Below are 24,672 nucleotides of genomic sequence, written 5' to 3'. Positions count from 1 at the left end.
GATGCCGCGGGTGACGATCGCCGTCGTCGCCCTGTGCCTGGTGGCGCTGCTGATGCGCCCGGCGATCTCGGCGGTGGGTCCGCTGATCGACCGGATGTCACAGGACACCGGCATCCCGCTCCCTGTGCTGGGCGCGCTGCCGACGATCGTGCTCCTCACCTGGGCGGTCGTCTCGCCGTTCGCACACGGCGTCGGGCGGCGCGCGGGCCTGGGTACAGCGGTGCTCGGCGCGCTCGCCCTGCTGGGCGCGGGCACCGTCATCCGATCCATCCCCGGCTCGGCGGTCTGGCTCTGGATCGGCACGGCGCTGATCGGCATCGCCCTCGCGATCGGCAACGTGCTGCTGCCTGCGGTGGTCAAGCGCGACTTCCCGCTGCGCGTGCCGCTGATGATGGGCGTGTACTCCGCCCTGCTCGGCGGCGCCGGTGCCGTGGCATCCGGTCTGGCCATTCCGCTCGCCGACCTCACCGGCGACGACATCGGGGCCGGCTGGCGGCTCTCGCTGCTGATCACCGGCGCCGCCGTGCTGCCGCTCGCCCTGCTCGCCTGGTGGCTGAGCAGCCGCCGCGGCGCTGCGGCGGAACGCGCGGCCGGGGCGGGACCCGTCACCAGGCTGGGCATCTGGCGCGATCCGGTGGCCTGGCAGGTCGCCGTCTACATGGGCGTGCAGTCGACGAACTTCTACGTGCTGGTCACCTGGCTGGCCCCGATGTCGCTGGCCACCGGCCGCAGCGCCGCCCTCGCGGGAGTCGACGTGATGGTGTACCAGGTGTTCTCGCTGGTCGGCTCACTCGCGGTCGCCTTCGCCATGCACGGACGCGGTGCGCGGATCACCCCGGCACTGCTGCCGCTGCTCGGCGTGGCGGGTGTGGTCGGGCTGATGCTCTGGCCGGCCGCCGTCGGTGTCTGGGTCGTGCCACTGGGGGTGTTCTCGGGTGCGTCGCTCGGCGTCTCGCTCACGCTGATGGCGCAGCGCGCCCGCGATCACAGCACCTCATCGGCCCTGTCGGGCATGTCGCAGTCGGTCGGCTACGCGATCGCCGCGATCGGGCCGGTGCTGTTCGGCGTGGTGCAGGCGGCGACCGGCAGCTGGCCGGCGGCGCTCGTCATCCTGCTGGCGTCGATGACCGCTCAGGCGCTCGTGGGCGCGTTCGCCGCCCGCGACCGCTACGTCCTGCAGCACTGACCCCACCACACCCTCGGGGCCGGGCGGGTCAGATGCCGTCGGTCATCCACGCGACGACGACGTCGCCGATCATCGAGCGCAGGTGGTCGCGGCTGTCCTCGGCGAGCAGGTCGCGGTCGAAGAGGTAACCGAAGGTGTGCTGATTGGCGACCTGGAAGAAGCAGTACGAGCTGATCAGCAGGTGCACGTCGAAGGCATCGACATCCGAGCGCATCACGCCCTCAGCGCTGCCGCGCTCGATCACCTTCTCGAGTACGACCGGGTCGGTGACGGCGAGTTCCTGCACTTCTACACGTGCACGATCGGTGGGGTGTTCTTCGAGGTGGCCGAGCACCGCGGCGGCTACGACGGCTACGGCGGCGCCAACGCCCCGATTCGCCTCGCCGCCCAGCGCGCCATGGAGCGCTGACCCGCCTCGGGGAGTGGTTGGCTCATCCCGGTGACGGCGTCGCGGCGCGGCGGCAGGCGGGGTCAGAGAGCGGGGACGCCGAAGGCGTGCTGCTGCTTGATCGGGGCGACGGCGGCTGAGGTGAGGAAGGCCAAAACCTCGCGCGCGGCGGCGGGGTCGGCGGATGCCGTCGCCACGGCTCCGGCGAAGACCGTGTCGATCGCGGCATCCGGGGGCATGACGCCGAGGATGCGCACACCGGGCTGGCCGACCAGTTCGCTGAGTTGCTGGAAGCCGAGGTCGACGTCACCTGCGGCCAGCGACGCGGCGACCGGGACTCCGGGGCGCGCCTGCACGAGGCGGTCGCCCAGCTCGTCTGCCAGGCCCCACTCCTCGATCATCCGCACGAGCGCGGTTCCGCTCGGCCCGGTCGAGTAGCCGATCCGGCCGGCGGCGCGCAGCGCCTCGCGCAGCCCGGCGGCATCCGCGAACGCCGGACCGTCCGGCCGCACGGCGGGTTCGGAAGAGCCGGATGCCACGGCGACGGCCACCTGCGACAGCACGAGCGGCCTCGCTGTGGCAGCATCCACATGCCCGGCGTCAGCGAGCTTCGCCAGGGCGCCGTCGGCGAGGAAGACCAGGTCGAACGGCTCGCCGTCCGCCACGCGCGCAGCGGCATCCACTCCCCCGACCGATTCGACGTCGACCGCGGGCAGGCCGGAAGAGACCGCGGCGGCCACAAGGTCGGCGAGCACGTGACGGGTCGCCATGGATGAGATGGCCCTCATACGTCTCCCTCAAAGGTCTCGGCATCCACTTCGGCGGCGGGGCCAGGCGCGTACCGCGGCCCCGAGACGGTGGCGGTGTCGATCAGCTCGCCGGCCCGAGCCAGCACTGCGCCGTCGATCGGGAGCGTCAGCGCGGCGAAGTCCTCGCGCACGTGGTCGAGGCGGGTCGTGCCGGGAATCGGCACGACGTGCTCGCCGCGCGAGAGCACCCAGGCCAGCGCCAACTGGGCCGGGGTGCAACCGGCCTCGGCAGCGAGCGCACGCCAGGCCGGGAGCAGAGCGGCGTTCGCCTGCCAGTTCTCGCCCTGGAACCGCGGCATCGACCGCCGGATGTCCTTCGGGGCGAGCGCATCCGGGTCGCCGACGGAGTCGCTGAGGAACCCACGGGCGACCGGTGAGAAAGCCACCAGTGTCACGCCCGAGGAACGCGTCGCCTCGAGCATCCCGAGTTCGGGGTTGCGGCTCCACAGCGAGTACTCGTTCTGCACGGCGGCGATCGGGGCGACCTGCTGCGCTTCGCGCAGCCTGGCCACCGACACCTCCGACAGGCCGATCGCGCCGATCTTGCCGGCATCCACCAGCGCGGCGAGCGCGCCGACGCTCTCGCCGATCGGCACGTTCCTGTCCCAGCGGTGCAGGTAGTAGAGGTCGATGTGCTCGACGCCCAGCCGCGCCAGCGAGGCATCCACCTGCGCCCGGAGCGTCTCCGGGCGACCGTCGATCACCTTCACCCCGTCGACCAGCGCCATCCCGCCTTTGCTGGCGAGCACGACCTCGTCGCGGCGCCCCTTCAGGGCGCGCCCGACGAGATCCTCGTTGCGGCCGCCGCCGTAGAGCGTCGCGGTGTCGAGGTGGGTGACCCCGGCGTCGAGGGCTCCGCGGAGCACCGCGAGGCCCTCCTCCGGCGACGGCGGGATGCCGTAGGCGTGGCTGAGATTCATGCAGCCGAGACCCATGCGTGGGAGCATCATGAGGCGAGCTGCTCCTCCAGCTGTCCGAGCACCCGGTAGCAGTCGATCACCTGACGCAGCGACGAGTTGGGTTCGCGGCCCTCGCGGATCGCGGCGATGAACTCGCGGTCCTGCAGCTCGATGCCGTTCATGCTGACGGCGACGTTCGAGACGTCGATCTGCTCGTCCTTGCCGGTGAACAGGTCGTCGTAGCGGGCGATATAGGTCGCGGTGTCGCCGATATAGCGGAAGAACGTGCCGAACGGGCCGTCGTTGTTGAACGACAGCGACAGCGTGCAGATCGCGCCGGTCTCGCTCTTCAGCTGGATCGACATGTCCATCGCGATGCCCAGCTCCGGGTGGATCGGTCCCTGCATGGCGTGCGCGTCGACGATCCTGCCCGCCTGGTACGCGAACAGGTCGACCGTGTGCGCGGCGTGGTGCCACAGCAGGTGATCGGTCCACGAGCGCTTCTCGCCCTTGGCATTCGTGTTCGTGCGGCGGAAGAAGTACGTCTGCACGTCCATCTGCTGCACGGCGAACTCGCCCGCCTGGATGCGGTCGTGCACGAGCTGGTGCGAGGGGTTGAAGCGGCGGGTGTGCCCGACCATCGCGACGAGCCCGGATGCTTCCGCTGACTCAGCCGCGGCGAGGGTCGCCTCGGCATCCGCCTGCGAGTCGGCGAGCGGGATCTCGACCTGCACGTGCTTGCCGGTGGCGAGCACCGCCTGGGTCTGGCTCGCGTGCAGCCCGGTCGGGGTGGCGAGGATGACGGCATCCACGTCGTCGCGCTCGAGCACGGCGTCGAGTCCGACGACCGCGTTCGCGACGCCGTACTGTGCGGCGACGGCATCCGCCTTCTCCTGCGAGGTGGCGGCCACGACCGTCACCTCGGCGTCGTCGATGTTCTTCAGCCCGTCCAGGTGCTTCATGCCGAAGGCGCCGTTGGCGCCGACCACGGCGATGCGGATCTTGTCGCTCATTCGCTCTCCCAGTTCCGTATCAGGATGTCAGGCGTTCGCCACGGCTGCGGTCTCGGCGGGCTCGGGCGCCGGCGTCTGCGACGCGGGCTCGGCCGCGTCCGCCGCGTCGATGGCGACCGTGGTCTTGCCGACCGGGTTGGAGATGACCAGGTGACCGACGGCGGTGTTGGATGCCGGGACGTGGTAGAACCGGTGGTCGACCTCGGGTTCCTCGCCGCCGAACTGGTCGTCCATCGCACCGCGGGCGATCAGCCAGTCGACCAGTTCGATGCCCTCGGAGCCCGCCTCGTCGACGTACTCCATGTGCGGCCACTCGGTCAGGCCCAGCGGGTCGGCGATCAGGTGGTCGAGGAACGCGTTGTCCCACTCCCTGTTGATCAGGCCCGCGCGCGGCCCCTGCAGCTGGTGGCTCATGCCACCGGTGCCCCAGATCTGCACGTTCAGCTCTTCGCCGTCCCACTTGTCGATCGCGCGGCGCAGCGCCTTGCCGAGCTCGTAGCAGCGGCGCCCGGACGGCACCGGGTACTGCACGACGTTCACGGCGAGCGGGATGACGCGCACCGGCCACTGCTCGTCGGCGCCGAGCTCGCCGTAGACGAGCGAGAGCGGCACGGTCAGACCGTGGTCGACGACCATCTCGTTGACCAGGGTGAGGTCGAAGTCGTCCTGGATGATCGACTGCGCGAGGTGCGCGGCGAACTCGGGGTAGCCCTTCACATCCGGCACCGGGCGGGGGCCGTAGCCCTCGTCGGCGACCGGGTACTCGGCGCCGGTGCCGAGCACGAACGTCGGGATGATCGAGGCATCGAAGGCGGTGGCGTGGTCGTTGTAGACCAGGATGACGACGTCGGGGGTGTTCTCCTTGGCCCACTTGCGGGTCCACTGGTAGCCGTCGAACACCTGCTTCCAGTACGGCTCCTCGGTCTTGCCGAGGTCCATGGCCGCACCGATCGCCGGCACGTGCGAGGTGAACAGCGCGGAGGTGTACTTGGCCGGGGCATCCGGCCGCATGGTCGTCGCCTTCTCCGTGCTCGGCGGCGTCCAGCCGTCGAGGTCCTTCAGCCGCACGCCCTGCGGGTTGCGCCCGCCGCCGACCATCATGTCGCGGTAGGCGGCCTCGCTCATGCCGGTCATCGAGCCGGCCATCTGCTGGAAGCTCAGCCCGTGGGTGGCGCCGATCTTGCTGAGGAAGTAGATGTTCCCGCCCTCGGCGATCATGGTGTTCAGATCCATGTCGAGCACGGCCTGGCGCTGCACCGGTGTCAGCGGCCACTCGTCGAGGTACGCCTGCTGGTCGGCGAGGAAGCGCTCGCGGTTCTCGGGCTTCATCAGCGACATCGAGAACTGGTTGAGGTGGTAGCCCTTGCGGGCCTGCTCGGCGTCGAAGATCGTGGTGCCGGGGATGTCCTTGTACGGCTTGTCGAGTGCCATGGTCATTCTCCTTCGGTGGTCAGTCTGCCCAGTAGAGGCGGCGCGGGTTGTCCACGAGCAGCTTGCGCTGCAGCTCGGGGGTCGTCGCGATCTGCGGGATGTAGTCGACCAGCAGCCCGTCGTCGGGCATGTGTTCCTTGAGGTTGGGGTGGGGCCAGTCGGTTCCCCACAGCACGCGGTCGGGGAACTCCTCGACCACGCGTCGGGCGAACGGCACGACGTCGGTGTACGCGTGCTGCTCGCCGTCGAGCGCCCGGGGCCCGGTGACGCTGAGTCGCTCGGGGCACGAGACCTTGGTCCACACGTTCGGGGTCTCGCGCATGAACCGCAGGAACAGTTCGAACTCGGGGCCGTTCACATCCTTGGTGACGTCGGGCCGGCCCATGTGGTCGACGACGACGTCGGTGGGGATGCTGGAGAAGAAGTCGTACAGCTCGGGCAGATCCTCGGCCTCGAAGTAGATGACCACGTGCCACGCCAACGGGGCGATCTTCGCCACGATCTCCTGCAGCGAGTCGGTGGGCACCCGGTCGACGAGCCGCTTGACGAAGTTGAAGCGCACGCCGCGCACGCCGGCCTCGTGCAGCTCGGCGAGCTGCTCGTCGGTGACGTCGCGCCGCACGGTGGCGACGCCGCGGGCGCGCCCCTCGCTGCGCTGCAGCGCGTCGACGAGGGCGCGGTTGTCGGCGCCGTGGCAGGTGGCCTGCACGATCACGTTGCGGTCGAACCCGAGGTGGTCGCGCAAGGCGAACAGCTGGGCGGCGGATGCGTCGCACGGGGTGTACTTGCGCTCGGGCGCGTACGGGAACTCGGCCCCGGGGCCGAAGACGTGGCAGTGCGCGTCGACCGCGCCCTCCGGAAGGACGAAGGTCGGCTTCGCCGGACCGTCGTACCAGTCCAGCCATCCTTCGGTCTTGGTGAAGCCGCCGGTGGTCTCGCCGTGCGTGGTCTGCGTGTGCGGCATCCGTCAGTCCTCCACGTATTCCAGGCCGGCGGCCGCGAGCGGCTCGCGCATCCTGTAGAGGTCGAGCCCCAGCACCCCGTCGCGGAACTGCTGGCGCTTGGACTCCTCGTTGTCCTCGCGCTTGCGGCTGGCATCCGCCACCGCGCCGACCAGCTCTCGCGGCACGACGACGACGCCGTCGACGTCGGCGACGACCACGTCGCCCGGGTTGACGAGCGCGTTGGCCGCGACTACCGGGATGTTCACCGAGCCGAGGGTGGCCTTGACGGTGCCCTTGGCGTTGATCGCGCGGGAGAAGACGGGGAAGTCCATCCGCTCGAGGTCGGCGACGTCGCGGACGCCGCCGTCGATGACCAGGCCCTTGCAGCCGCGGGCGGTGAGCGAGGTTGCGAGCAGCTCGCCGAAGAAGCCGTCCTCGCTCTCGGTGGTGCAGCCGGCGACGATGACGTCGCCCTCCTGCACCTGCTCGGCGGCGACGTGGAACATCCAGTTGTCGCCCGGCTGGAGCAGTACGGTCACCGCGGGCCCGCACAGCTTCGCGCCGTTGTAGGCGGGGCGGATGTACGGACGCATGAGCCCCACGCGGCCCATGGCCTCATGGATCGTGGCGACGCCGAACTCCGACAGGCGGGCGACGTCGTCGGGATCGGGGCGCTGGATGCTGGTGCGGACGATGCCGAGATTGTTCAGTCGCATTTCTCTTCTTCCGGGGTTCACAGGCCGCGGGCGGTGAGGGCGCGGTCCAGGCGCGGGTAGACGCGGCGGGCGTTGCCCTCGAACACCTGCTGACGCTGGGCGTCGGTGAGATTCGGGGTCGCGTCGACGTAGCGCTTGGTGTCGTCGAAGTAGTGGCCGGTGCGGGGATCGACGTCGCGGACGGCGCCGATCATCTCGCTGGCGAACAGGATGTTGTCGACGGGGACGACCTCGGTGAGCAGGTCGATGCCGGGCTGGTGGTACACGCAGGTGTCGAAGTACACGTTGTTCAGCAGGTGCTCTTCGAAGTCGGGCCTGCCCAGTGCCATCGCCAGTCCCCGGAACCGGCCCCAGTGGTAGGGCACCGCTCCGCCGCCGTGCGGGATGACGAGCTTGAGGTCGGGGAAGTCGCGGAACAGGTCGCCCTTGATCAGCTGCATGACCGCGGTGGTGTCGGCGCCGAGGTAGTGGTCGCCGGTGGTGTGGAACACGTCGGGCCGGCAGGTGGTGCTCACGTGCACCATCGCGGGGATCTCGTACTCGACGAGCTTCTCGTAGATCGGGTACCACGAGCGGTCGGTCAGCGCCGGGGCGCTCCACTTGCCGCCGGAGGGGTCGGGGTTGAGGTTGACGGTGACGGCGCCGAGCTCCTCGACCGCGCGGGTGAGCTCCTCGACCGTGGTCTTGGGAGCCTCCCCGGGCGACTGCGGCAGCATCGCGCCCATCAGGAAGCGGTCGGGGAACAGCTCGCTGACCCGGGCGACGAGGTCGTTGCAGATGCGCGCCCAGGTCTTGCTGACGGCGAGGTCGCCGATGTGGTGCGCCATGAAGGACGCACGCGGGCTGAAGACGGTGATGTCGCTGCCGCGGTCGTTCATCAGGCGCAGCTGGTTCGCCTCGATCGTCTCGCGGATGTCGTCGTCGCTGATCTTCAGGGACGCGGGGTCGGGCGCCTCGCCCTGCCCCTTCGTGAAGGCGATCTGCAGGTCACGCCAGGCGCCCAGCTGTGCGGGGGCGGTCGTGTAGTGGCCGTGGATGTCGATGATCAACGCGTGTCGTCCTTGTCACTCGGATGCGGTCGCCACCGACTCTAAGTCGCCGCTTCCATACAGTCCAATAGATGCTGACCGGTTGCCGCATAGATATCATCAATGGATGGCCCTTGCCGATCTCAACCAGCTGCGCACCTTCGTCGTGCTCTACGAGCTGCGCAGCGTGACCGCCGCCGCCGATCAGCTGCACGTCACCCAACCGACCGTGAGCTACACGCTGCGGCGGCTGCGCGAGAGGTTCGACGACGAGCTCTTCCGGCGCGAAGGCCACGACATGGTGCCCACGGCCAAGGCGACCGCACTCTTCGGCCCGCTGCACGAGGCGCTGGCGCGGATCGACGAGACGGTGACCGATCCGGATGACTTCCAGCCGGCTGGCTTCCGCGGCGAGCTCTCGCTCGGACTCACCTCGATCGGCGAGCAGACCTTCCTGCCGCCGATCATGGCCGCGCTCGCCCGCGAGGCGTCGGGCCCGCATCTGCAGGTGGAGAGACTGGATGCCGACCAGGTCGAGGAGGGTCTCGTGCGCGGCACGATCGATCTCGCCCTCACCGTCTCGATGATCGGCAGCCCGCGGCTCTGGCGCACGCACGTGCGCGGCGTCGAGTACGTCGCGCTGACGTCGGAACGGCATCCGCTCCCCGAGACCGGGCCGGACATGTTCGCCGGGCGCCGCTTCGTGCGCGTCTCGGCCCGCGGCGGTCACATCTTCCCGCTACAGACGCTGACCGAGCACGGCCTGATGTCGCAGGTGGCCCTGACCGTCGAGGAGTACGCCACGGTCCCCGCCGTCGTGCAGGCCACCGACCTGGTCGTGCTGCTGCCCCGGCACGTGGCCGAGGTGTTCAGCGGCTGGTTCACCGGACTGCGGATCGCCGAGCTGCCGTGGCCGGGCCACAGCACCCCGGTCTCGCTCTACACCCGGCGCGAGGCGAGGCTGTCACCGGCGCAGCGGTGGTTCCGCTCGGTGGTGCTGAGCTCGGTGTCGGCGAACGAGTAGGCGCCTCCGGACGCTCGCGGCGGGGGCGGGAGCGCGAACGGCAACGCCTGGTGGCCGGCGGCCGCCTTCACCACCGTCGCGTGCGTGCTGTCGGCGACGGCGATCGCATCCGGCCGCGAGACCTACCGCACTCCGCTGGACCAGCTCGGCGCGACCCGGTAGGTCACGCCGGCGCCCGCCGCGTCACAGCGCGAACTCCTCGTCGATCATCCAGCGATCGCGCATCCGGAACGCCGGTATGGTCTGCCGTCTCGCCTTGTTGGTGGCGGATGCCGCGCCGATGCCCGCGGCACGCGCCCAGTCGGCGAGCCTGATGACGCGCCGGCTGGTGATCAGGGTGACGCGCTTGTGAAGGGCTTCGAGAACCAGCACGATGAGCAGTCGCGTCATGCCCTCGTGCGAGTTCGTCCTGGCGTACTCCTCCAGCTGCGGGTAATAGTCCACTCGTCGGTTATGCGCCCGCACGATCACGGGCGGCAGCCCGACGTCCTGCAACTGCCGGTTGATGAGCACCCGCCCGATCCGGCCGTTGCCGTCGACGAACGGGTGGATGACCTCGAACTCGCAGTGGAACCATGCGATCCGCTCGATGTCCGGTAACGCGTCTTCGCTCTGGAATCGCGTGAAGGCGTCGTCAATGAGTGAAGGCACGAATGCCGGGTTGGCGCCGAGATGCCCTCCGACTCGCACCCATTCGTCGCCGCGGCGGAACCTCCCGGCGACATCATCGCGGATGCCGGCGAGGAGCATGCCGTGCCATCGCAGGAGCAGGTCGACGGACAGCGCCTCACCTCCGCGCAGAAGGTCCTCGGTCACGGCTGCGAGGTTCTTCGCCTCGTAGACCTCACGCAGATCCCGTCGCCCGTTCGGTGTCAGCCCCGCTAGGATCCGCTCCGTGTCATCGAGCGTGAGGGTGGAGTTCTCGATCGCGTTCGACTGCTGCACGGCCTCCGCCAGCTCGGCGAGGGCGATCTGCGCGAGAGCCTCGGGATGGCCGGCCGCCGCCCGCCGGTATTCGTCGACGACGGTGTCGACGCGCTCCCAGGTCGCGCGGTTGATCATGCCTCCAATTTACCGTGAATCACAGCGACAGATCTGAAAAATTCACGCAGAATACGCACTGCGAATCGCCGGCCCGGTCAGCTTCGCTTGCGGTTCCAGCTGGCCTTGGCCGGCGCGAACGGGCTGCGAATCGGGATCGTCCACGACGAGTGCGGGTGGATGCGCAGCAGCGCCGTCTCGTACGTGTGCTTCGCCTCGTCCGACAGGGTCGGCAGCACGGCATCCCTGTCGACGTCGTCCTCGAGGCGGGGGCGCAGCGCCTTCCACACCAGCTGCACCTCGGGGGCGCCGGTCGGGATGCCGTCGAGGTCGAGCACCGCGCGATCCCAGGGCAGCGTCAGTCGCGGGTCGCGCTTGTAGACCCAGGCGCGGGGCGCGCCGTCTTCGGCGTTCACCTGCAGCACCCAGGCGCCTGCGGCGTCGTCGCGGATCAGCACCGGCTGCAGATCGGCATCCGTCGGGGCGTCCGCGAACGGCACGATCCGATCGTCCTCACCTGCCGGCGCCCAGGCGCTGAACCCCTCCGGCAGCACGGCCACGAGGGCCGCGAGGTCGCCGGCCACGACGCTGACGTCGATGTTCGTGCGCGGGCGGATGCTGCGCCCGACCCACCTGTCGAGCGCAGCCCCGCCCGACAGCCACCACCGCACGGATGCAGCGGAGAGCATCTCGGCGACCACGTCGGGGGCGAGCGGCGCCCACGGGGTCGCGGAGGCGGAGGGGGAATCGGGCATGGATCGAGGCTACCGCTCGAGCATCCGCCAGAGACCGCGGAACAGCGCGTCGGTCTCGGCGGCATCCAGGTGGTCGGTCAGCTCGCGCTGCACCTCGATCACGAGCGGTGCGAGCCGCGCGCGCTCGGCCTCGCCGAGCGCCGTGAGGGTCACGACGTTGCGGCGTCCGTCGCCCTCCGCGCGCCGGCGCGCGATCAGCCCTGCCTTCTCCATCCGCCGCACGAGGTCGGCGATCGTCGACCGGTCGAGGTCGACCTCGTCGCACAGTTCGCGCTGGCTCGCTTCGCCCAGCCGATCGAGCACCGCGAGGATGCTGTACTGCGCACTGGTGATCTCGGCCGACGCGACGCGCGCCCAGGTCGCCAGGTGCAGCTGCTGGGCGCGGCGGATGAGGTTGCCGACGTGCCGCTGCGGTTCGGGGAGATCGGCCATGGTCATCACGGCATCCATCCTCTCAGTCCCGCGGACGCGGCACGCTCACAGCATCCGCCGCGCTCACTCACCTGCCGCGCTCAGGCGACGGCCACGGGCGCGGGAGCGCCAACCGGCAGCAGGAACGCGCCGAAGAACTCGCGCAGTTCGGCGCGCGCCGACAGTGGCAGCACCTGCGCGACGTACTGGTCGGGGCGGACCACGACGATCGCACCCTCGCCGGCGATGCCCCGCCGAGCGAAGATGTCGTCGTCGGCGTCCGCCGACCAGGCCTTCTCCCAGTCCTGCAGGCCGAACGGACCCGACTGCGGCAGCAGGATGCCGGGAAGCGCGGTGACGTCGATGTCATGGTGCGCACCGCGGAACACCGCGTGCACGTCGATCACGCTGTCGATGTCGGCATCCGGTGCGGTGAACGCGCGCACGGGCGAGTCCTCGCCCTCGCACAGCCAGCCGGCGAGTTCGCGCAGCGCCTCGCCGCTCTCGTCGCCGAAGGCGTAGATGCGCCAGCGCCCGTCGGCGGTGTGCGAGTGTCCGAGCTCCATGCGCCGGGCGTCGGCGATGCGGCGAACCGGCGCCGAGTGGAAGCGCGTGCCGATCTCGAAGCCCGTCGCGAGCTGCTGGTGCTCGGCGGTGCCGGTGAGCGTCGAGGGCGTGTAGCGTGTCGCGACGCCGGCGGTGTAGCGGCCCTGGCGGGCGAACTCGGCCTGCATGTCTGCCGGGGTGACGCCGCCGCGCTCGGGGTGCTCGGGGTCGAGGGCGGGCTGGGCGATGAAGGCCGACCAGTGCTTGTCGAAGTCGATGAGGTCCTGCGCGACGGACTGCCGCTCCTCGGAGTAGGTGCGCAGCAGCGCGGCATCCGATCGTCCCTGCAGTACGGCGGCGAGCTTCCAGCCCAGGTTGAATGCGTCCTGCATGGACACGTTCATCCCCTGGCCGGCCTTGGCGCTGTGGGTGTGGCAGGCGTCTCCGGTGAGGAAGAGGTGCGGCACGGCGTCGGCCGGGGAGTCGGCGGTGAGGTCGTCGAACCGGTCGGCGACGCGCTGACCGACCTCGTACACGCTCGACCAGGCGACCTGGCGCACGTCGATCGAATAGGGGTGCAGGATGCCGTTGGCAACCTCGGCGAGCTGGGCCGGGGTGGTCTTGCGGATCTCGCTGTCGCCGGCGGCGACCACGCCGAGGTCGACATAGCAGCGCACCATCGTGCCGCCCTCGCGCGGGATCATCAGCAGGCTGCCCTTGCCGTCGGACTGTATGAAGTTCTTCGTGCGCCAGTCGGGGAAGTCGGTGTTGGCGAGCACGTCCATCACGCCCCAGGCGTGGTTGGCCGCGTCCCCCTGCAGATGGATGCCGAGGGCCCGGCGCACGTTGCTGCGCGCGCCGTCGCTGCCGACGACGTACTTGGCGCGGACGGTGAACTCCTCGCCTTCGCGCTCCCCCGCCGTGCGGCGCAGGGTGACGACGACCGGATGCTCGGATTCGGCGTCCATCTCGTAGCCGACGAACTCGATGCCGTAGTCGGCCTCGAGCCTGCTCGCCGAGCGGGCGGCGTGGTCGAGCAGGAACTGCTGCATGCGCGCCTGGTTGACGATGACGTGCGGGAACTCGCTGAGGCCCGCCGGGGTGTCCTCCACCCAGCCGGTGCGCGTGATCTTCGAACGGTCGGCCTCGCTCGGACCCCAGAAGCGCACCTCGTTGACCCAATAGGCCTCGCGTACCAGGGCGTCGGCCAGCCCGAACGCCTGGAACATCTCCACCGTGCGGCAAGCGACGCCGTCGGCCTGCCCGACCTGCAGCGGTCCTTCGCGGCGCTCGATCACCCGCGTGGTGATGTCGGGGAACGCCGCGAGCTGCGCCGCGAGCACCGTGCCCGCCGGGCCCGTTCCGACGACGAGCACGTCGACCGCGTCGGGGAAGTCCGCCGTGCGCACCGCGACAGAGGGGTCGGCGGGCTGGATGTCGGGGTCACCGGGGCGGTATCCGTCGCGGTAGAACTGCATGGGATCTCCTTTGATCGTCTGATCGCTCCCGGACGCGTCCGGATTCGTTGGGGCACCAACGATTATACGGCATGCCGCGTGAGAAGCTGACCACATGGCGAACTCCCGCTCCGGCGACTCGATGACCGATCGCATCGTGCGCGTGCTGGAGACGTTCACCGCCGAACGGACCATGCAGACGGCCACCGAGATCGCGCAGCGTGCGGAGCTGCCCGCATCCACCGCGCACCGCATCATCGGCGACCTCATCACCGCGGGTCTGCTCGAGCGCGATGAGGACAGACGTGTGCGACTGGGCATGCGGCTGTGGGAGCTGGCGCTGCGCGGATCGCGTGCGCTGCGCCTGCGTCAGGCCGCACTGCCGCACATGGAGCGCGTGCAGTCGGTCATCCGCGAGCACACCCAGCTGGCCGTGCTCGAGCACGAGGAGGCGCTGTTCGTGGAGCGGCTCTCGCACCTGCAGGCCGGCGCCAACATCACCCGGATCGCCGGCCGGCTTCCGCTGAACGCCTCGTCGTCGGGACTCGTGCTGCTCGCCCACGCCGACCCCGCGGTCCGCGAGAGGGTGCTGTCCGCACCACTGCCCGCAGTCTCGCCGGAGACGGTGACGGATGCCGTGACGCTGCGCGCCCTGCTGACCGCCATCCGGCGGCGCGGCTACGTGATCGCGCCCGGTTCCATCGAGTCGGTCTCGACCGGGGTGGCGGTGCCGGTGCGGGACCGCGGCGAGGTGATCGCGGCGCTGTCGGTGGTGCTGCCGCGGGGCGCGGCCACCGAGCCCGCGATCAACGCGCTCCTCGCCGCCGCCCGCGGCATCGAGCAGGACCTGAGCGCACTCCGCTGAATCCCGTTCAACGGGATTCACGCGGCCGCCAGGTGCGCCGGGAGTGACACTGATCGACGAACCTCACCGCATCTGCACGTCGAAGGAGACGCCATGACCACGTCGATCCGCACCCGCGTCGCGATCGTCGGCGCCGGCCCCGCCGGCCTGATCCTCTCCCACCTGCTCGCAGACGCAGGCATCGAATCGGTCGTCATCGACCAGCGCACGCGTGAGCAGATCGAGTCGACCATCCGCGCCGGCATCCTCGAGCAGGGCACGGTCGACCTGCTCACCGCGATCGACGCCGACACCCGAGTGCACACCGTCGGCGACCGGCACGAGGGCATCGAGCTGCGCTTCCAGGGCGAGGGCCACCGCATCGATTTCCCCGGCCTCGTGGGTCGCAGCGTGTGGTTGTACCCGCAGCACGAGGTGCTCAAGGACATGCTCGCCCTGCGCCTGCGCGAAGGGCAGGACCTGCGCTTCAGCATCACGGCATCCCGAGTCGAGGGCGTCGAGACCGATCGCCCCCGGGTCATCGCGACGGATGCCGACGGCCAGGAGTTCGTGATCGACGCCGACTTCGTCGTCGGCGCCGATGGGTCGCGCTCGGTCGTGCGCCCCGCGGTCACCGGCACGTCGCGGGGCGGATACTTCCGCGAATACCCGTTCGCGTGGTTCGGCATCCTGTGCGAGGCGCCGGCGAGCGCGGACGAACTCATCTACAGCAACTCCGAGAACGGCTTCGCGCTGATCAGCCAGCGCAGCCCCGAGGTGCAGCGGATGTACTTCCAGTGCGACCCGGATGCCGACCCGAACGCGATGAGCGAGGCGGAGATCTGGCAGACGCTGCAGTCGCGCGTGCCCGGCACGACGCTGAAGGAGGGCCGCATCTTCCAGCGTGACGTGCTGCGGTTCCGCAGCTTCGTCGCCAGCGAACTGCGGCACGGCCGCGCCGCCCTCGTGGGGGATGCCGCCCACACCGTGCCACCCACCGGCGCAAAGGGCATGAACCTCGCCGTCGCCGATGTCGTCCTGCTCGCCCGAGCCCTCACCGCCCTGCTGAACGAGAACGACGCGCGCCTGATCGACGGGTTCGCAGAGAAGGCCCTTCAGCGCATCTGGAAGGCCCAGCACTTCTCATGGTGGATGACGAGCATGCTGCACCTGCTGCCCGAGAACAACGACTTCGACCGTCGCCGCCAGCTCGGCGAGCTGCGCTCGGTCGTCGAGTCGGAGGCCGGCCGCACCTACCTCGCCGAGGCGTACACGGGGTGGCCGCTGGATAGCTGACGGATGCCGTCGGTCGGCGCGAGTCTCGGGCGGTTCGGACCGCTCGCGCCGCAGCGACGACGGCGGACGTCAGCGGCGGACGTTGCCGTTCGAGCAGGTCTGCACGGCGGCCGAGGTGCCGCGGATCGACGAGGGCAGCTCGACGACGTCACCGGCGGTCTCGGCCGGAGCGGGGGTCTCGGGGGTCTCCGGAGTGCCGGCGACCTCTCCGCCCTCGGGCTCCTTCACGACCACACCGTCGTTGTCGGTGTTCTGGTGCGTGATCTGCAGCTGCTTGTTCGCGCTGATCGCATCCCACAGCGCCGTCGCCGCCGACTTGTTCGGCACGACCTTGTTCGGGTCATAGGGGTCTTCGACCGTCGGGTACTGCACGAACACGATGTCCTCGAAGGCCACGTCCTTCACGGCGAGCGCGATCTGGGCGATCGTCATCGGGTTGGCGAGCGACGTCGAGGCCTCGAGGTTGTTCAGCCCGGTGTCGGCCAGCTTGAGCATGACGCCGACGTTGCCGAGCACCTCGCCGCTGATCAGCTTGCGCACCAGACTCGACATGTACTGCTGCTGGTTTCCGATGCGGCCCAGGTCGCTGCCGTCGCCGACGCCGTGGCGGGTGCGCAGGAACTGCAGCGCCTGCAGGCCCTGGATGGTGTGGTCACCGGCGGCCATGTCGAGGCCGGTGTAGCGGTCCTTGATCGGGTTCGCCAGGCAGACGTCGACGCCGCCGATGGAGTCCGTGATCTCGATCACACCGCCGAAGGTGACCTTCGCGGCGAACTCGATGTCCTCACCGGTCAGCTCGGAGATCGTCTTGGCGACGCAGTTCAGGCCGCCACCGTCGCCGCCGTGCTCGTAGGCGACGTTCAGCGGTTGCTTGCTCATCGACGAGTTGGTTCGGTCGTTCGCATCGGTGCACTCGGGGATCGGGAGCATCAGGTCGCGCGGAAAGCTCACCGCGGTGATGCGGCGCGGTTCGGCGGAGACATGCACGAGAAGGTTGACGTCGTTCAGGGTTCCGCCGGCATCGGATCCGGTGCAGCGCTTGCCGAACAGGTGCGCGTACTTCGGCTCACAGGTGTCGACGCCGGTGAGCAGGATGTCGAACCCGCCCTCGTAGGCGGCGATGTCCGGCGGAAGCTCCTTCTGACCCTCGAGCTCGACGGCGTTGGCGCTCACCGTGCCGAGCAGACCGCCCACCACGAAGCCCGCCACGCCCAGGCCGCTGACGAGCACCACGGCGAGCGCGATGCTGATCAGCTTCAGCAGCTGGCCGGTGGCACCCGGGGAGCGCAGCTGACCATGCCGCGCGACGGGTGTGCGTCGTGTGCCGAACTCGCTCACTCGGTGCCTTTCAATACGAAGCGGAGGGTGTGGGATTCGAACCCACGGGACATCTCTGCCCACTGGTTTTCAAGACCAGCTCCATCGGCCGCTCGGACAACCCTCCCCGCACGGCTCTCGCCGCGCGATCAGGGGTCGAGTCTATCCGGTTCCCTGGATCCGGATTTCGCCGACATGCCATTCTTCCGTGCTCACCTGGGGAAGGCCTGGATCGGCCGGGGCCTGGGACCCTTCGAGAGCCTCAGGGACCCAGCAAGGAACGGCCCTTCGAGAGCCTCAGGGACCCAGCAGGGAACGGCCCTTCGATCCCCACGCCCCACTCGGGTCGTCGCTTCGCGCCGTCCCGAGCCTCCGGGGCGCGTGGCCCCTGCTCAGATCGGACGCCTTGCTGGGCCTACGGCCTCAACAAGCGCACACCCAGTCAGAGGAGGGTGCGGAGGGCTGTGGCGAGGCCGCCGTCGTCGACGACGCCGGTCTCCTCGCCGGCTGCGGCCTTGACCTCGTCGGGTGCCTGACCCATCGCGACGGCCCGGCCGCCACCGGCGAGCGCCCAGCCGAACATGCCGATGTCATTGCGGCCGTCACCGGCGACGAGCACACGGTCCTCGGGCACGTCGAGCTGCAGGCGCACCCGCTCCATCGCGGTGCCCTTGTCCACGCCCTGCGGGGCGATGTCGAGCCAGGCCGTCCATCCGATCGCGTACGACACCTCGTTCAGGCCGACCTCGGCCACGAGCCGCTGGAATTCGGCCTCGTCGTGCTGCGGCGAGACGACCACGATGCGCGACACGGGCTGCGCGGCAAGCTCGTCGAAGCCGACCTGCCGGCCCCCGTCGAGCGTCCAGTCATCCAGCACCGCCGTGTACAGCCGCTGCCCCGATGCGAGCTCAACCATGTAACGCGCCTCGGGAAGCCGGTCCTGCAGCAGCCCCAGCACGGTCGACGGGTCGAACACCTCGACGTGCCAGCGCTCCCACCCGTCGCCGTCGCGACGCAGGATGACCGCACCATTCGAGCACACCACGTAGTCGGCGCTCAGCCCGAGCTCCTCGACGTAGCGGCGGGTGCCGCCCCAGCTGCGCCCGGTCGCGAGCATGACCTCGTATCCGGCATCCCGCACCTCGGCGACGGCCTCACGCACCCCGGGGCTGTACGTCTCGTCCTGAAGCAGGATCGTGCCGTCGACATCCAGGCCGATGAGGCCGCGGGCGGTCACTCGGCGTCCTGCGCGTCGCCGGACTGCTCCGACCATCCGAGCGGACGGATCACCTCGAGGCCACCGAGGTACGGGCGCAGCACCTCGGGCACTGTCACCGAACCGTCCTCCTGCTGGTGCGTCTCGAGCAGCGCGACGATCCAGCGGGTGGTCGCGAGCGTGCCGTTGAGCGTGGCGACGTTGCGGGTCTTCGCCTGCGCGGCATCCTGCTCCTCCACCTCCGGGCGGTACCGCACGTCGAGACGGCGGGCCTGGTAGGTGGTGCAGTTCGACGTCGACGTCAGCTCGCGGAACGCGTTCTGCGTCGGCACCCACGCCTCGATGTCGAACTTGCGCGCGGCGCTCGAGCCCAGGTCGCCTGCGGCGACGTCGATGACGCGGTACGACAGGCCCAGTGCGGTGAGCATCTCCTCCTGCAGCGCGACGAGGCGCTCGTGCTCGGCCTCGGCATCCTCGGGGGTCGTGTAGACGAACATCTCGAGCTTGTTGAACTGGTGCACCCGGATGATGCCGCGGGTGTCCTTGCCGTGCGAGCCGGCCTCGCTGCGGTAGCAGGTCGACCAGCCGGCGTAGCGCAGCGCCCCCTGCGACATGTCGAGGATCTCGTCCTTGTGGTACCCGGCGAGGGGCACCTCGCTGGTGCCGACCAGGTACAGGTCCTCCTTGTCGAGGTGGTACACCTCGTCGGCGTGCTCGCCGAGGAAGCCGGTGCCCTGCATGATCTCGGGCCGCACCAGGGTCGGCACGATCATGGGCGTGAAGCCGTTCTGCAGCGCCTTGTCGAGGGCGAGGTTCATCAGCGCGATCTCGAGGCGCGCGCCGATGCCCTTGAGGAAGTAGAACCGCGCACCCGACACCTTCGCGCCGCGCTCCATGTCGATGGCGCCGAGCATCTCGCCGAGCTCGAGGTGATCGCGGGGCTCGAAGCCGAACGCGGGGATGTCGCCCACGCGGCGCAGCTCGATGAAGTCCTCTTCGCCGCCGGTCGGGACGCCGTCGATGATGACGTTCTCGATGCGTGCGAGAGCGGATGCCGCGACCTCGGCCGCGTCGTTGGCCGCCTGCTGCGCGCTCTTGACCCGGTCGGCGAGATCCTTGGCCTGCGCGACCAGCGCCGCCTTCTCGTCCTTCGGGGCCTTGGCGACCGTCTTGCCGAACGCGTTCTGCTCGGCGCGCAGCGTCTCGAAGGCGTTCAGGGCGTCGCGGCGCGATCGGTCGGCCTCGATCGCCGCGTCGACGGTTTCGGGCGCGTTCCCGCGCGCGATCTGTGAGCGTCGGACGAGCTCGGGCTCGTCGCGGAGAAGGGCGAGATCGATCATTGGGCAAGTCTATCGACCGCCTCTGTCCCGGCCTGATCGGCCTGCGCGGGATGCCGGCCGGCCGAGGCGCTCCTCCGCGCAGCCCCGCGCACAGGTTCGGTCGTAGAGTGGCGGCATGGCAGCATCCGGGGACGAGCACGCGCACGCGGCGCTCGTGCTCAATCCAGTCAAGGTGGATGCCTGGCGGATGCGGTCGGCGCTGATCGCCCTGTCCAAGCGGCACGGCTGGGCTCCCCCGCAGTTCTACGAGACGAGCATCGACGACCCGGGGCGCGAGGTCACCCGTCAGGCCCTCGCCGAGGGCGCCGCGGCGGTGCTCGCCGCCGGCGGCGACGGCACGGTGCGTGCGGCGTCCGAGGCGATGGCCGGCACCGGCATCCCGTTCTGCGTCGTGCCCGGCGGCACCGGCAATCTCTTCGCGCGCAATCTCGGCCTGCCGCTGCTCGATCCCGAGCGGGTGATGGAGGGCGTGTTCACGGGTTCGACGCATCCGGTCGACATCGGGTGGGCGACGCTCACGCGCGAGGACGGCAGCCACAGCGAGCACGGGTTCGTCGTGCTCGCCGGGATGGGGCTGGATGCCGACATGATCGCCAACACCCGCCCCGACCTCAAGCGCACGATGGGGTGGGTCGCCTACCTCGACGGTGCGGCGCGTTCGCTGCCGGGGGCCAAGCCGTTCCGCATCGTCTATCAGCTCGACCAGGGCCGCCTGCACTCGACGAAGGTGCACAGCATGCTGTTCGCCAATTGCGGCGCGCTGCCGGCCGGCATCGCACTCATGCCGGATGCCGCGGTCGATGACGGCGTGATGGACATCGCCGTGATCCAGCCCACCGGGCCGCTCGGCTGGCTGGGCCTGTGGCGCAAGATCTGGTGGGACAACTCGGTGCTGCTGCGCACGCGCGCCGGCCGCCGCGTGCTCGAGCGGCGCAGCAGGGACCGCTCTATCCGCTACCTGCGAGCGCGGTCGGCTGAGGCCGCGATGGTCGCGGCGACGTCGATCGAGCTCGACGGCGACGAGCTGGGCACCGCGGTGCGGATGTCGTGCCGCATCCAGCAGGGCGGTCTCGCGATCGTGCTGCCCGCCGGCCACGGCATCCCGCGATTCTGACCTCTTGACGTCTCAGTCCCCGGCCACCTGCACGGTGCCGTCGAGGTTGTCGCCGCTGAGCGTCAGCGTGAACGGGGCGTCGTCGTCACGCGCCTCGGGCAGCGTGACGATGGTGACCCGCGGGGCGAAGTCCATGGTGCAGACGCGGTCGGTGGTCGCGAACGTGGCGGTGGCGCCGTCCGCGGTCATCTCGACCTCCATGAGGTCAGGCGGGCACGAAGAGGAGCCCCAGGTCAGGAGTGCGATGGCGTCATCGTCCAGCCAGGTCGCCGAGACCTGCGGGTCGGGCAGCGGCCCGCCCTGCGGCGCACCCTCGATCGCGTCGAGGTCGACCTGCTCGCGGAGGTCACCGTGCACCACGGTGAGCTCGATGTCCTGTTCCGGGTCGACGCCCTCGGGCAGTCCGAGCGCGATCGCCCGCGGCGTGAGGTCGGAATCGCATCCGTCGGCCGCCTCCTCGAGATCGGTGAGCGTGACGGTCAGCGCCTGCCCGTCTGCCTGCACCTCAGACAGCACCGGCCGGCACGTGGGAGTCGAAGAGCCCCAGGTGACCACGGCGATCATGCGCCCGCCGTCGAGCCAGACCGCATCGACGTCATCGGGCATGCGCTCGACCGGCGCGCCCCCTGATCCCGTCCCGCTGGTGGGCGCGGACGAGCCGGGGGTCGCCGTGCAGCCGGCGGTGATCAGGCCGATCGCGAGGACGGCGATCGCGGTGGGAACGAGACGGCGTCTGAGAGAGCTCATACTCCCCAGTGTCGCGCCGGCGGCATCCGTCTCACGGCCGTCACTGCAGTGCCGTCACTGCAGAGCGGAGGTGAGGCGGGCGAGGTTGTCGAGCACGGTGGAGCGCAGCGGCTGCTTGTCCCACTCCTCGATCGTCAGTTCGCGGCTGAGCGACCGGTACTCGTCCTCGACCATGCGCATCTCGTCGACGAACTCCTCGCCGCGCACGAGCATCGACACCTCCATGTTCAGACCGAACGAGCGCATGTCCATGTTGCTCGATCCGATCACCGCGACCTGGTCGTCGATCGTGAGGCTCTTGGTGTGCAGGATGTACGGCTTGGGGTACATCCAGATGCGGATACCGGCCTTCAGCAGCGCCTCGTAGTAGCTGCGCTGCGCGTGGTAGACGATGGCCTGGTCGCCCTGCTCCGAGACGAACAGCTCGACCTGCACGCCGCGGTCGACGGCTGCGGTGACGGCGAGCAGCAGCGCCTCGTCCGGCACGAAGTAGGGGCTGACGATCATGATCCGCTGCTTGGCCGCGTACAGCAGCCCCAGGAACAGGCGCAGGTTGTTCTCGGCCTCGAATCCGGGGCCCGAGGGCACGATCTGGCAGTCCAGGTCGCCCTCGCCGAACTCGACCCGGGTGATGTCGATCTCGGGCACCCGGTCGGTCTCGGCGTAGTAGTCGCTGAGGAAGACCGCGTTCAGGCTCGCCACGACGGGTCCGTCGATGCGCACCATGAGGTCGACCCAGTGCAGGCCCTTGCGGATGTTCTTGGGCAGGTTGTACGAGGAGTCGGTGATGTTCTGCGAGCCCAGGAACCCCACGCGCCCGTCGACGACGACGAGCTTGCGGTGGTTGCGCAGATCGGGGCGCTGGATGCGGCCGCGCAGCGGCTGCACGGGCAGCATGAGGTGCCAGTCGGCGCCCATGGCATCCAGTCGCTTCACCGTCTCGCGGTACTTCGGTTTCCAGCGGTTCGCCCAGTAGTCCAGCAGCACCCGCACCGGCACGCCGCGGGCGGCTGCCTCTTCCATGGCGCGGAAGAAGTTGTCGGTCGAGCCGTCGGACTGCAGGATGTAGAACTCGATGTGCACGTACTCGCGTGCACCGCGGATGGCCTCGGCCATGGCATCCAGCGCGGTCTGGTAGTCGCTGATGAGGTGCGCGTCGTTGTCACCCGACAGCGGCGGCGCCCCGAGGGCCTCGTTCATCTTGACCAGCGGCGGGAACCAGCGCGGCGGGTCGGGTCGCAGCGACCCGAGGTAGAGACCGGATGCCGTGTCGGCTATGTACGCGTTGATCTGATCCTGCTTGCGGCGCCGTGCGCGCGGCAGCTTGGGATTGCCGATCAGCAGGAACAGCAGCACGCCCAGCACGGGAATGAAGAAGATTGCCAGCAGCCACGCCATCGCCGAGGTCGGGCGCCGGTTGCGGGGCACGACGATGATGGCGATGACGCGCACCGTCAGGTCGACGATGACGTAGCCGAGCACAGCCCACCAGGGCCAGCTGCCGAAGTTCATCAGCTCACCCCTCCCGCTCGCTTTGGATCAGCGTAGCCGCAGACGGCGACATCGAGGATCTCCGCCGTGGCCGGGTCTGCGCAGACGTCCGAGTGCGCCGCGAGGCGGGTCGGGATGCGCGGATGCCGACGGGCGAGGCGGGTCAGGATGCGCGAGGCGGGAGCCCGCGCGCAGCGCGCTCCTCGGCCTCGATGCGAGCGTGCACCTTGCGCTCGGTGCGGTCGAAGCGCAGGATGCCGCGCAGCACGATCACGAAGATCACGCTGACCGCGATGGTCGGCAGGATCGACCACGCCACTGCAAGCCAGAACTCATCCACACGTCCATCGTACGCCGGGGTTCCTGTCAATCTCCCCGCCCGTGGCCGTCTCCGGGCGTCGCCGGCTCCGCACGTCGCCGGTGCCGTCCCGTCATTCTCCCTGCACCGCCGGCCGATTCCGGCGGGTTGTGCACAGCGACCGGGATGCGCCGTCCGCAGCGTCGCTCCCGCGGGGCACACTCGCGGGCATGACGACGATCATCCACGCCACCGACCCCGCCGAGCTGCTCGGCCTCATCCCGGCCCTGGCCGGCTTCACCCCGCGGCAGAGCCTGGTGCTGCTGCCGTTCCGCGGCAGACGCACCTACGGTGCCATGCGGATGGATCTGCCCGGCGACGACGTCCACCCGGATGCTGTCGCCCAGGCGGTGCTGCCCACACTGCTGAAGGTGAGCGGCGTCGATGCCGTCGCGATCGCGGTGTACACCGACGACGAGCCGCAGCCGATACCCGACGGCGTGCTGCTCCCCCGCCTGACGCTCGTGGACGCGCTGGTGGAGATGGCGGGCGAGGCCGGGCTGCACATCGTCGACGCCCTGTGCGTGACGCCCGCCGGGTGGGGTGACTACCTCGACGACGATCCGGTGATCCGGCCCCTCGACAGCATCCCGGCCCCGCCTGAGGTACCCGGCATCGGAGACGTCAGCGGCGATCAGGATGCGGGCGCGCAGCTGCCGCACGCCGACCTGACGCAGCGTGAGCGGGTCGGGCGCGCCCTCGGCGAACTCGACGACGTGCTCGAGAGGATCCGGCGCGGCAACCCGAACGTCGGCGCCGAGGACAATCCGCTGGCGCTGCTGGCCGCGGATGCCGTGCTCGACGACCTGCCGGCCTTCGCCGAGGATCTGCTCGAGACACCGGACGACGACGGCGTGTACTCCTGCGCAGCACTGCTGTGGTGCCTGAACCGGCCCGTGCTGCGCGACGCGATCCTCGTCCAGTGGGCGACCGACGAGGAGTTCGGATGCCGTGCGCTCGAGGCCCAGCTGGAGTACTCCGCCCAGCAGAGCGGCATCCCGGATGCCATCGGAGATGTGTTCCTGGGGCGCGGCGTGCACCCCGATCCCGACCGGCTGGAGTGTGCCCTGCAGGTGGTGCGCTTCGCAGCCGCCCGGGCACCGCGGCACGCGAAGCCCGGCGCTCTGACCGCCGCAGGCTGGCTGGCGTGGGCACTGGGGCGCTCCTCGCACGCCGGACGGTACATCGATCAGGCGCTCGAGATCGAACCCGGGCACAGCATGGCGTCACTGATCTCGACGATGCTGTCGGCGGCGGTGCTGCCCGAGTGGCTGCTGCAGCGGGGCTGAGGTGGCGGGACT

24 protein-coding genes and 1 tRNA gene are annotated in these 24,672 nt (G+C 70.0%); 6 read left to right on the top strand and 19 right to left on the bottom strand.

The features are described 5' to 3' along the window. Nucleotides 1–10 precede the first annotated feature (10 nt). Complete coding sequence (locus H7694_RS01515; protein ID WP_227468233.1) at nucleotides 11–1,186, top strand: MFS transporter; 1,176 nt, start codon at nucleotides 11–13, stop codon at nucleotides 1,184–1,186. Nucleotides 1,187–1,214: 28 nt separating this feature from the next. On the opposite strand, the gene H7694_RS17615 is transcribed toward H7694_RS01515, so the two are convergent. The 8 genes from H7694_RS17615 to H7694_RS01475 all read right to left on the bottom strand — a co-directional run bounded on the left by H7694_RS17615 (nucleotide 1,215) and on the right by H7694_RS01475 (nucleotide 8,435). Further along, nucleotides 1,215–1,472 (bottom strand): hypothetical protein, encoded by a 258-nt coding sequence (locus H7694_RS17615; RefSeq protein ID WP_227468232.1) that lies wholly within the window; start codon nucleotides 1,470–1,472, stop codon nucleotides 1,215–1,217. Between the two features lie 185 nt (nucleotides 1,473–1,657). Continuing rightward, nucleotides 1,658–2,362 (bottom strand): substrate-binding domain-containing protein, encoded by a 705-nt coding sequence (locus H7694_RS01505; protein WP_193597827.1) that lies wholly within the window; start codon nucleotides 2,360–2,362, stop codon nucleotides 1,658–1,660. Beyond that, complete coding sequence (locus H7694_RS01500; protein WP_193597826.1) at nucleotides 2,359–3,333, bottom strand: aldo/keto reductase; 975 nt, start codon at nucleotides 3,331–3,333, stop codon at nucleotides 2,359–2,361. The genes H7694_RS01505 and H7694_RS01500 overlap by 4 nt, the downstream gene beginning before the upstream one ends. Next, nucleotides 3,330–4,295, bottom strand: coding sequence for a Gfo/Idh/MocA family oxidoreductase (locus tag H7694_RS01495; protein ID WP_227468231.1), 966 nt, complete (start codon nucleotides 4,293–4,295; stop codon nucleotides 3,330–3,332). Before H7694_RS01495 ends, H7694_RS01500 begins: the two co-directional genes overlap by 4 nt. 27 nt (nucleotides 4,296–4,322) lie before the next feature. Next, the gene (locus H7694_RS01490) at nucleotides 4,323–5,726 is read right to left on the bottom strand and encodes a protocatechuate 4,5-dioxygenase subunit alpha/beta (protein WP_227468230.1); all 1,404 of its coding nucleotides are present in this window, start codon (nucleotides 5,724–5,726) and stop codon (nucleotides 4,323–4,325) included. A gap of 19 nt (nucleotides 5,727–5,745) precedes the next feature. After that, nucleotides 5,746–6,690: an amidohydrolase family protein gene (locus tag H7694_RS01485; protein ID WP_227468229.1), complete on the bottom strand. Its 945-nt coding sequence runs from the start codon at nucleotides 6,688–6,690 to the stop codon at nucleotides 5,746–5,748. A 3-nt stretch (nucleotides 6,691–6,693) separates the two neighbouring features. After that, the gene (gene ligK / locus H7694_RS01480; RefSeq protein WP_193597825.1) at nucleotides 6,694–7,386 is read right to left on the bottom strand and encodes a 4-carboxy-4-hydroxy-2-oxoadipate aldolase/oxaloacetate decarboxylase; all 693 of its coding nucleotides are present in this window, start codon (nucleotides 7,384–7,386) and stop codon (nucleotides 6,694–6,696) included. 17 nt (nucleotides 7,387–7,403) lie between these two features. Beyond that, the gene (locus H7694_RS01475) at nucleotides 7,404–8,435 is read right to left on the bottom strand and encodes an amidohydrolase family protein (RefSeq protein ID WP_193597824.1); all 1,032 of its coding nucleotides are present in this window, start codon (nucleotides 8,433–8,435) and stop codon (nucleotides 7,404–7,406) included. A gap of 106 nt (nucleotides 8,436–8,541) precedes the next feature. Between H7694_RS01475 and H7694_RS01470 the strand changes: the two genes are divergently transcribed. Beyond that, on the top strand, nucleotides 8,542–9,438 hold the full coding sequence (locus tag H7694_RS01470; RefSeq protein WP_193597823.1) for a LysR family transcriptional regulator: 897 nt from the start codon (nucleotides 8,542–8,544) through the stop codon (nucleotides 9,436–9,438). 183 nt (nucleotides 9,439–9,621) lie between these two features. Here the strand turns inward: H7694_RS01470 and H7694_RS01465 are convergent, their stop codons facing one another. From H7694_RS01465 to H7694_RS01450, 4 genes are all read right to left on the bottom strand, one after another. Further along, entirely contained in the window at nucleotides 9,622–10,500 is an 879-nt protein-coding gene (locus H7694_RS01465) for a Fic family protein (RefSeq protein ID WP_193597822.1), read from the bottom strand. Between the two features lie 77 nt (nucleotides 10,501–10,577). Continuing rightward, nucleotides 10,578–11,234, bottom strand: a complete 657-nt coding sequence (locus tag H7694_RS01460) for a nucleotidyltransferase domain-containing protein (RefSeq protein ID WP_193597821.1) — start codon at nucleotides 11,232–11,234, stop codon at nucleotides 10,578–10,580. 9 nt (nucleotides 11,235–11,243) lie between these two features. Beyond that, the gene (locus H7694_RS01455; protein WP_193597820.1) at nucleotides 11,244–11,672 is read right to left on the bottom strand and encodes a MarR family winged helix-turn-helix transcriptional regulator; all 429 of its coding nucleotides are present in this window, start codon (nucleotides 11,670–11,672) and stop codon (nucleotides 11,244–11,246) included. A gap of 74 nt (nucleotides 11,673–11,746) precedes the next feature. Beyond that, on the bottom strand, nucleotides 11,747–13,669 hold the full coding sequence (locus H7694_RS01450) for an FAD-dependent monooxygenase (protein ID WP_193597819.1): 1,923 nt from the start codon (nucleotides 13,667–13,669) through the stop codon (nucleotides 11,747–11,749). Nucleotides 13,670–13,763: 94 nt separating this feature from the next. Here H7694_RS01450 and H7694_RS01445 point away from each other — a divergent pair, with 94 nt between their 5' ends. Together H7694_RS01445 and H7694_RS01440 are read left to right on the top strand one after the other, a co-directional pair. Beyond that, on the top strand, nucleotides 13,764–14,513 hold the full coding sequence (locus tag H7694_RS01445) for an IclR family transcriptional regulator (RefSeq protein WP_193597818.1): 750 nt from the start codon (nucleotides 13,764–13,766) through the stop codon (nucleotides 14,511–14,513). 93 nt (nucleotides 14,514–14,606) lie between these two features. Continuing rightward, nucleotides 14,607–15,788, top strand: a complete 1,182-nt coding sequence (locus H7694_RS01440; protein ID WP_193597817.1) for a 4-hydroxybenzoate 3-monooxygenase — start codon at nucleotides 14,607–14,609, stop codon at nucleotides 15,786–15,788. Nucleotides 15,789–15,857: 69 nt separating this feature from the next. Here the strand turns inward: H7694_RS01440 and H7694_RS01435 are convergent, their stop codons facing one another. The 4 genes from H7694_RS01435 to serS form a co-directional block, all read right to left on the bottom strand. Beyond that, nucleotides 15,858–17,126, bottom strand: a complete 1,269-nt coding sequence (locus H7694_RS01435) for an LCP family protein (RefSeq protein WP_193597816.1) — start codon at nucleotides 17,124–17,126, stop codon at nucleotides 15,858–15,860. 21 nt (nucleotides 17,127–17,147) lie between these two features. Further along, a tRNA-Ser gene (locus H7694_RS01430) sits at nucleotides 17,148–17,232 on the bottom strand. Between the two features lie 315 nt (nucleotides 17,233–17,547). Next, nucleotides 17,548–18,378, bottom strand: coding sequence for an HAD family hydrolase (locus H7694_RS01425; protein ID WP_193597815.1), 831 nt, complete (start codon nucleotides 18,376–18,378; stop codon nucleotides 17,548–17,550). After that, entirely contained in the window at nucleotides 18,339–19,661 is a 1,323-nt protein-coding gene (gene serS, locus H7694_RS01420) for a serine--tRNA ligase (protein ID WP_193597814.1), read from the bottom strand. Before serS ends, H7694_RS01425 begins: the two co-directional genes overlap by 40 nt. Nucleotides 19,662–19,776: 115 nt before the next feature. Between serS and H7694_RS01415 the strand changes: the two genes are divergently transcribed. Next, nucleotides 19,777–20,775 (top strand): diacylglycerol/lipid kinase family protein, encoded by a 999-nt coding sequence (locus H7694_RS01415; protein ID WP_193597813.1) that lies wholly within the window; start codon nucleotides 19,777–19,779, stop codon nucleotides 20,773–20,775. A 12-nt stretch (nucleotides 20,776–20,787) separates the two neighbouring features. On the opposite strand, the gene H7694_RS01410 is transcribed toward H7694_RS01415, so the two are convergent. From H7694_RS01410 to H7694_RS01400, 3 genes are all read right to left on the bottom strand, one after another. Next, the gene (locus tag H7694_RS01410; RefSeq protein ID WP_193597812.1) at nucleotides 20,788–21,522 is read right to left on the bottom strand and encodes a hypothetical protein; all 735 of its coding nucleotides are present in this window, start codon (nucleotides 21,520–21,522) and stop codon (nucleotides 20,788–20,790) included. A gap of 54 nt (nucleotides 21,523–21,576) precedes the next feature. Further along, on the bottom strand, nucleotides 21,577–23,034 hold the full coding sequence (gene cls, locus H7694_RS01405; protein ID WP_193597811.1) for a cardiolipin synthase: 1,458 nt from the start codon (nucleotides 23,032–23,034) through the stop codon (nucleotides 21,577–21,579). Nucleotides 23,035–23,176: 142 nt separating this feature from the next. Then, nucleotides 23,177–23,353, bottom strand: coding sequence for a hypothetical protein (locus H7694_RS01400; protein WP_193597810.1), 177 nt, complete (start codon nucleotides 23,351–23,353; stop codon nucleotides 23,177–23,179). A gap of 188 nt (nucleotides 23,354–23,541) precedes the next feature. Between H7694_RS01400 and H7694_RS01395 the strand changes: the two genes are divergently transcribed. Next, nucleotides 23,542–24,660, top strand: a complete 1,119-nt coding sequence (locus H7694_RS01395; protein ID WP_193597809.1) for a DUF4192 family protein — start codon at nucleotides 23,542–23,544, stop codon at nucleotides 24,658–24,660. Nucleotides 24,661–24,672 lie beyond the last annotated feature (12 nt).

The sequence above is a fragment of the Microbacterium sp. YJN-G genome (assembly GCF_015040615.1).
Taxonomy (GTDB): Bacteria; Actinomycetota; Actinomycetes; order Actinomycetales; family Microbacteriaceae; genus Microbacterium.
Note: the sequence above shows the minus strand (reverse complement) of the source record. Positions and strands in the feature narration are given on the sequence as shown.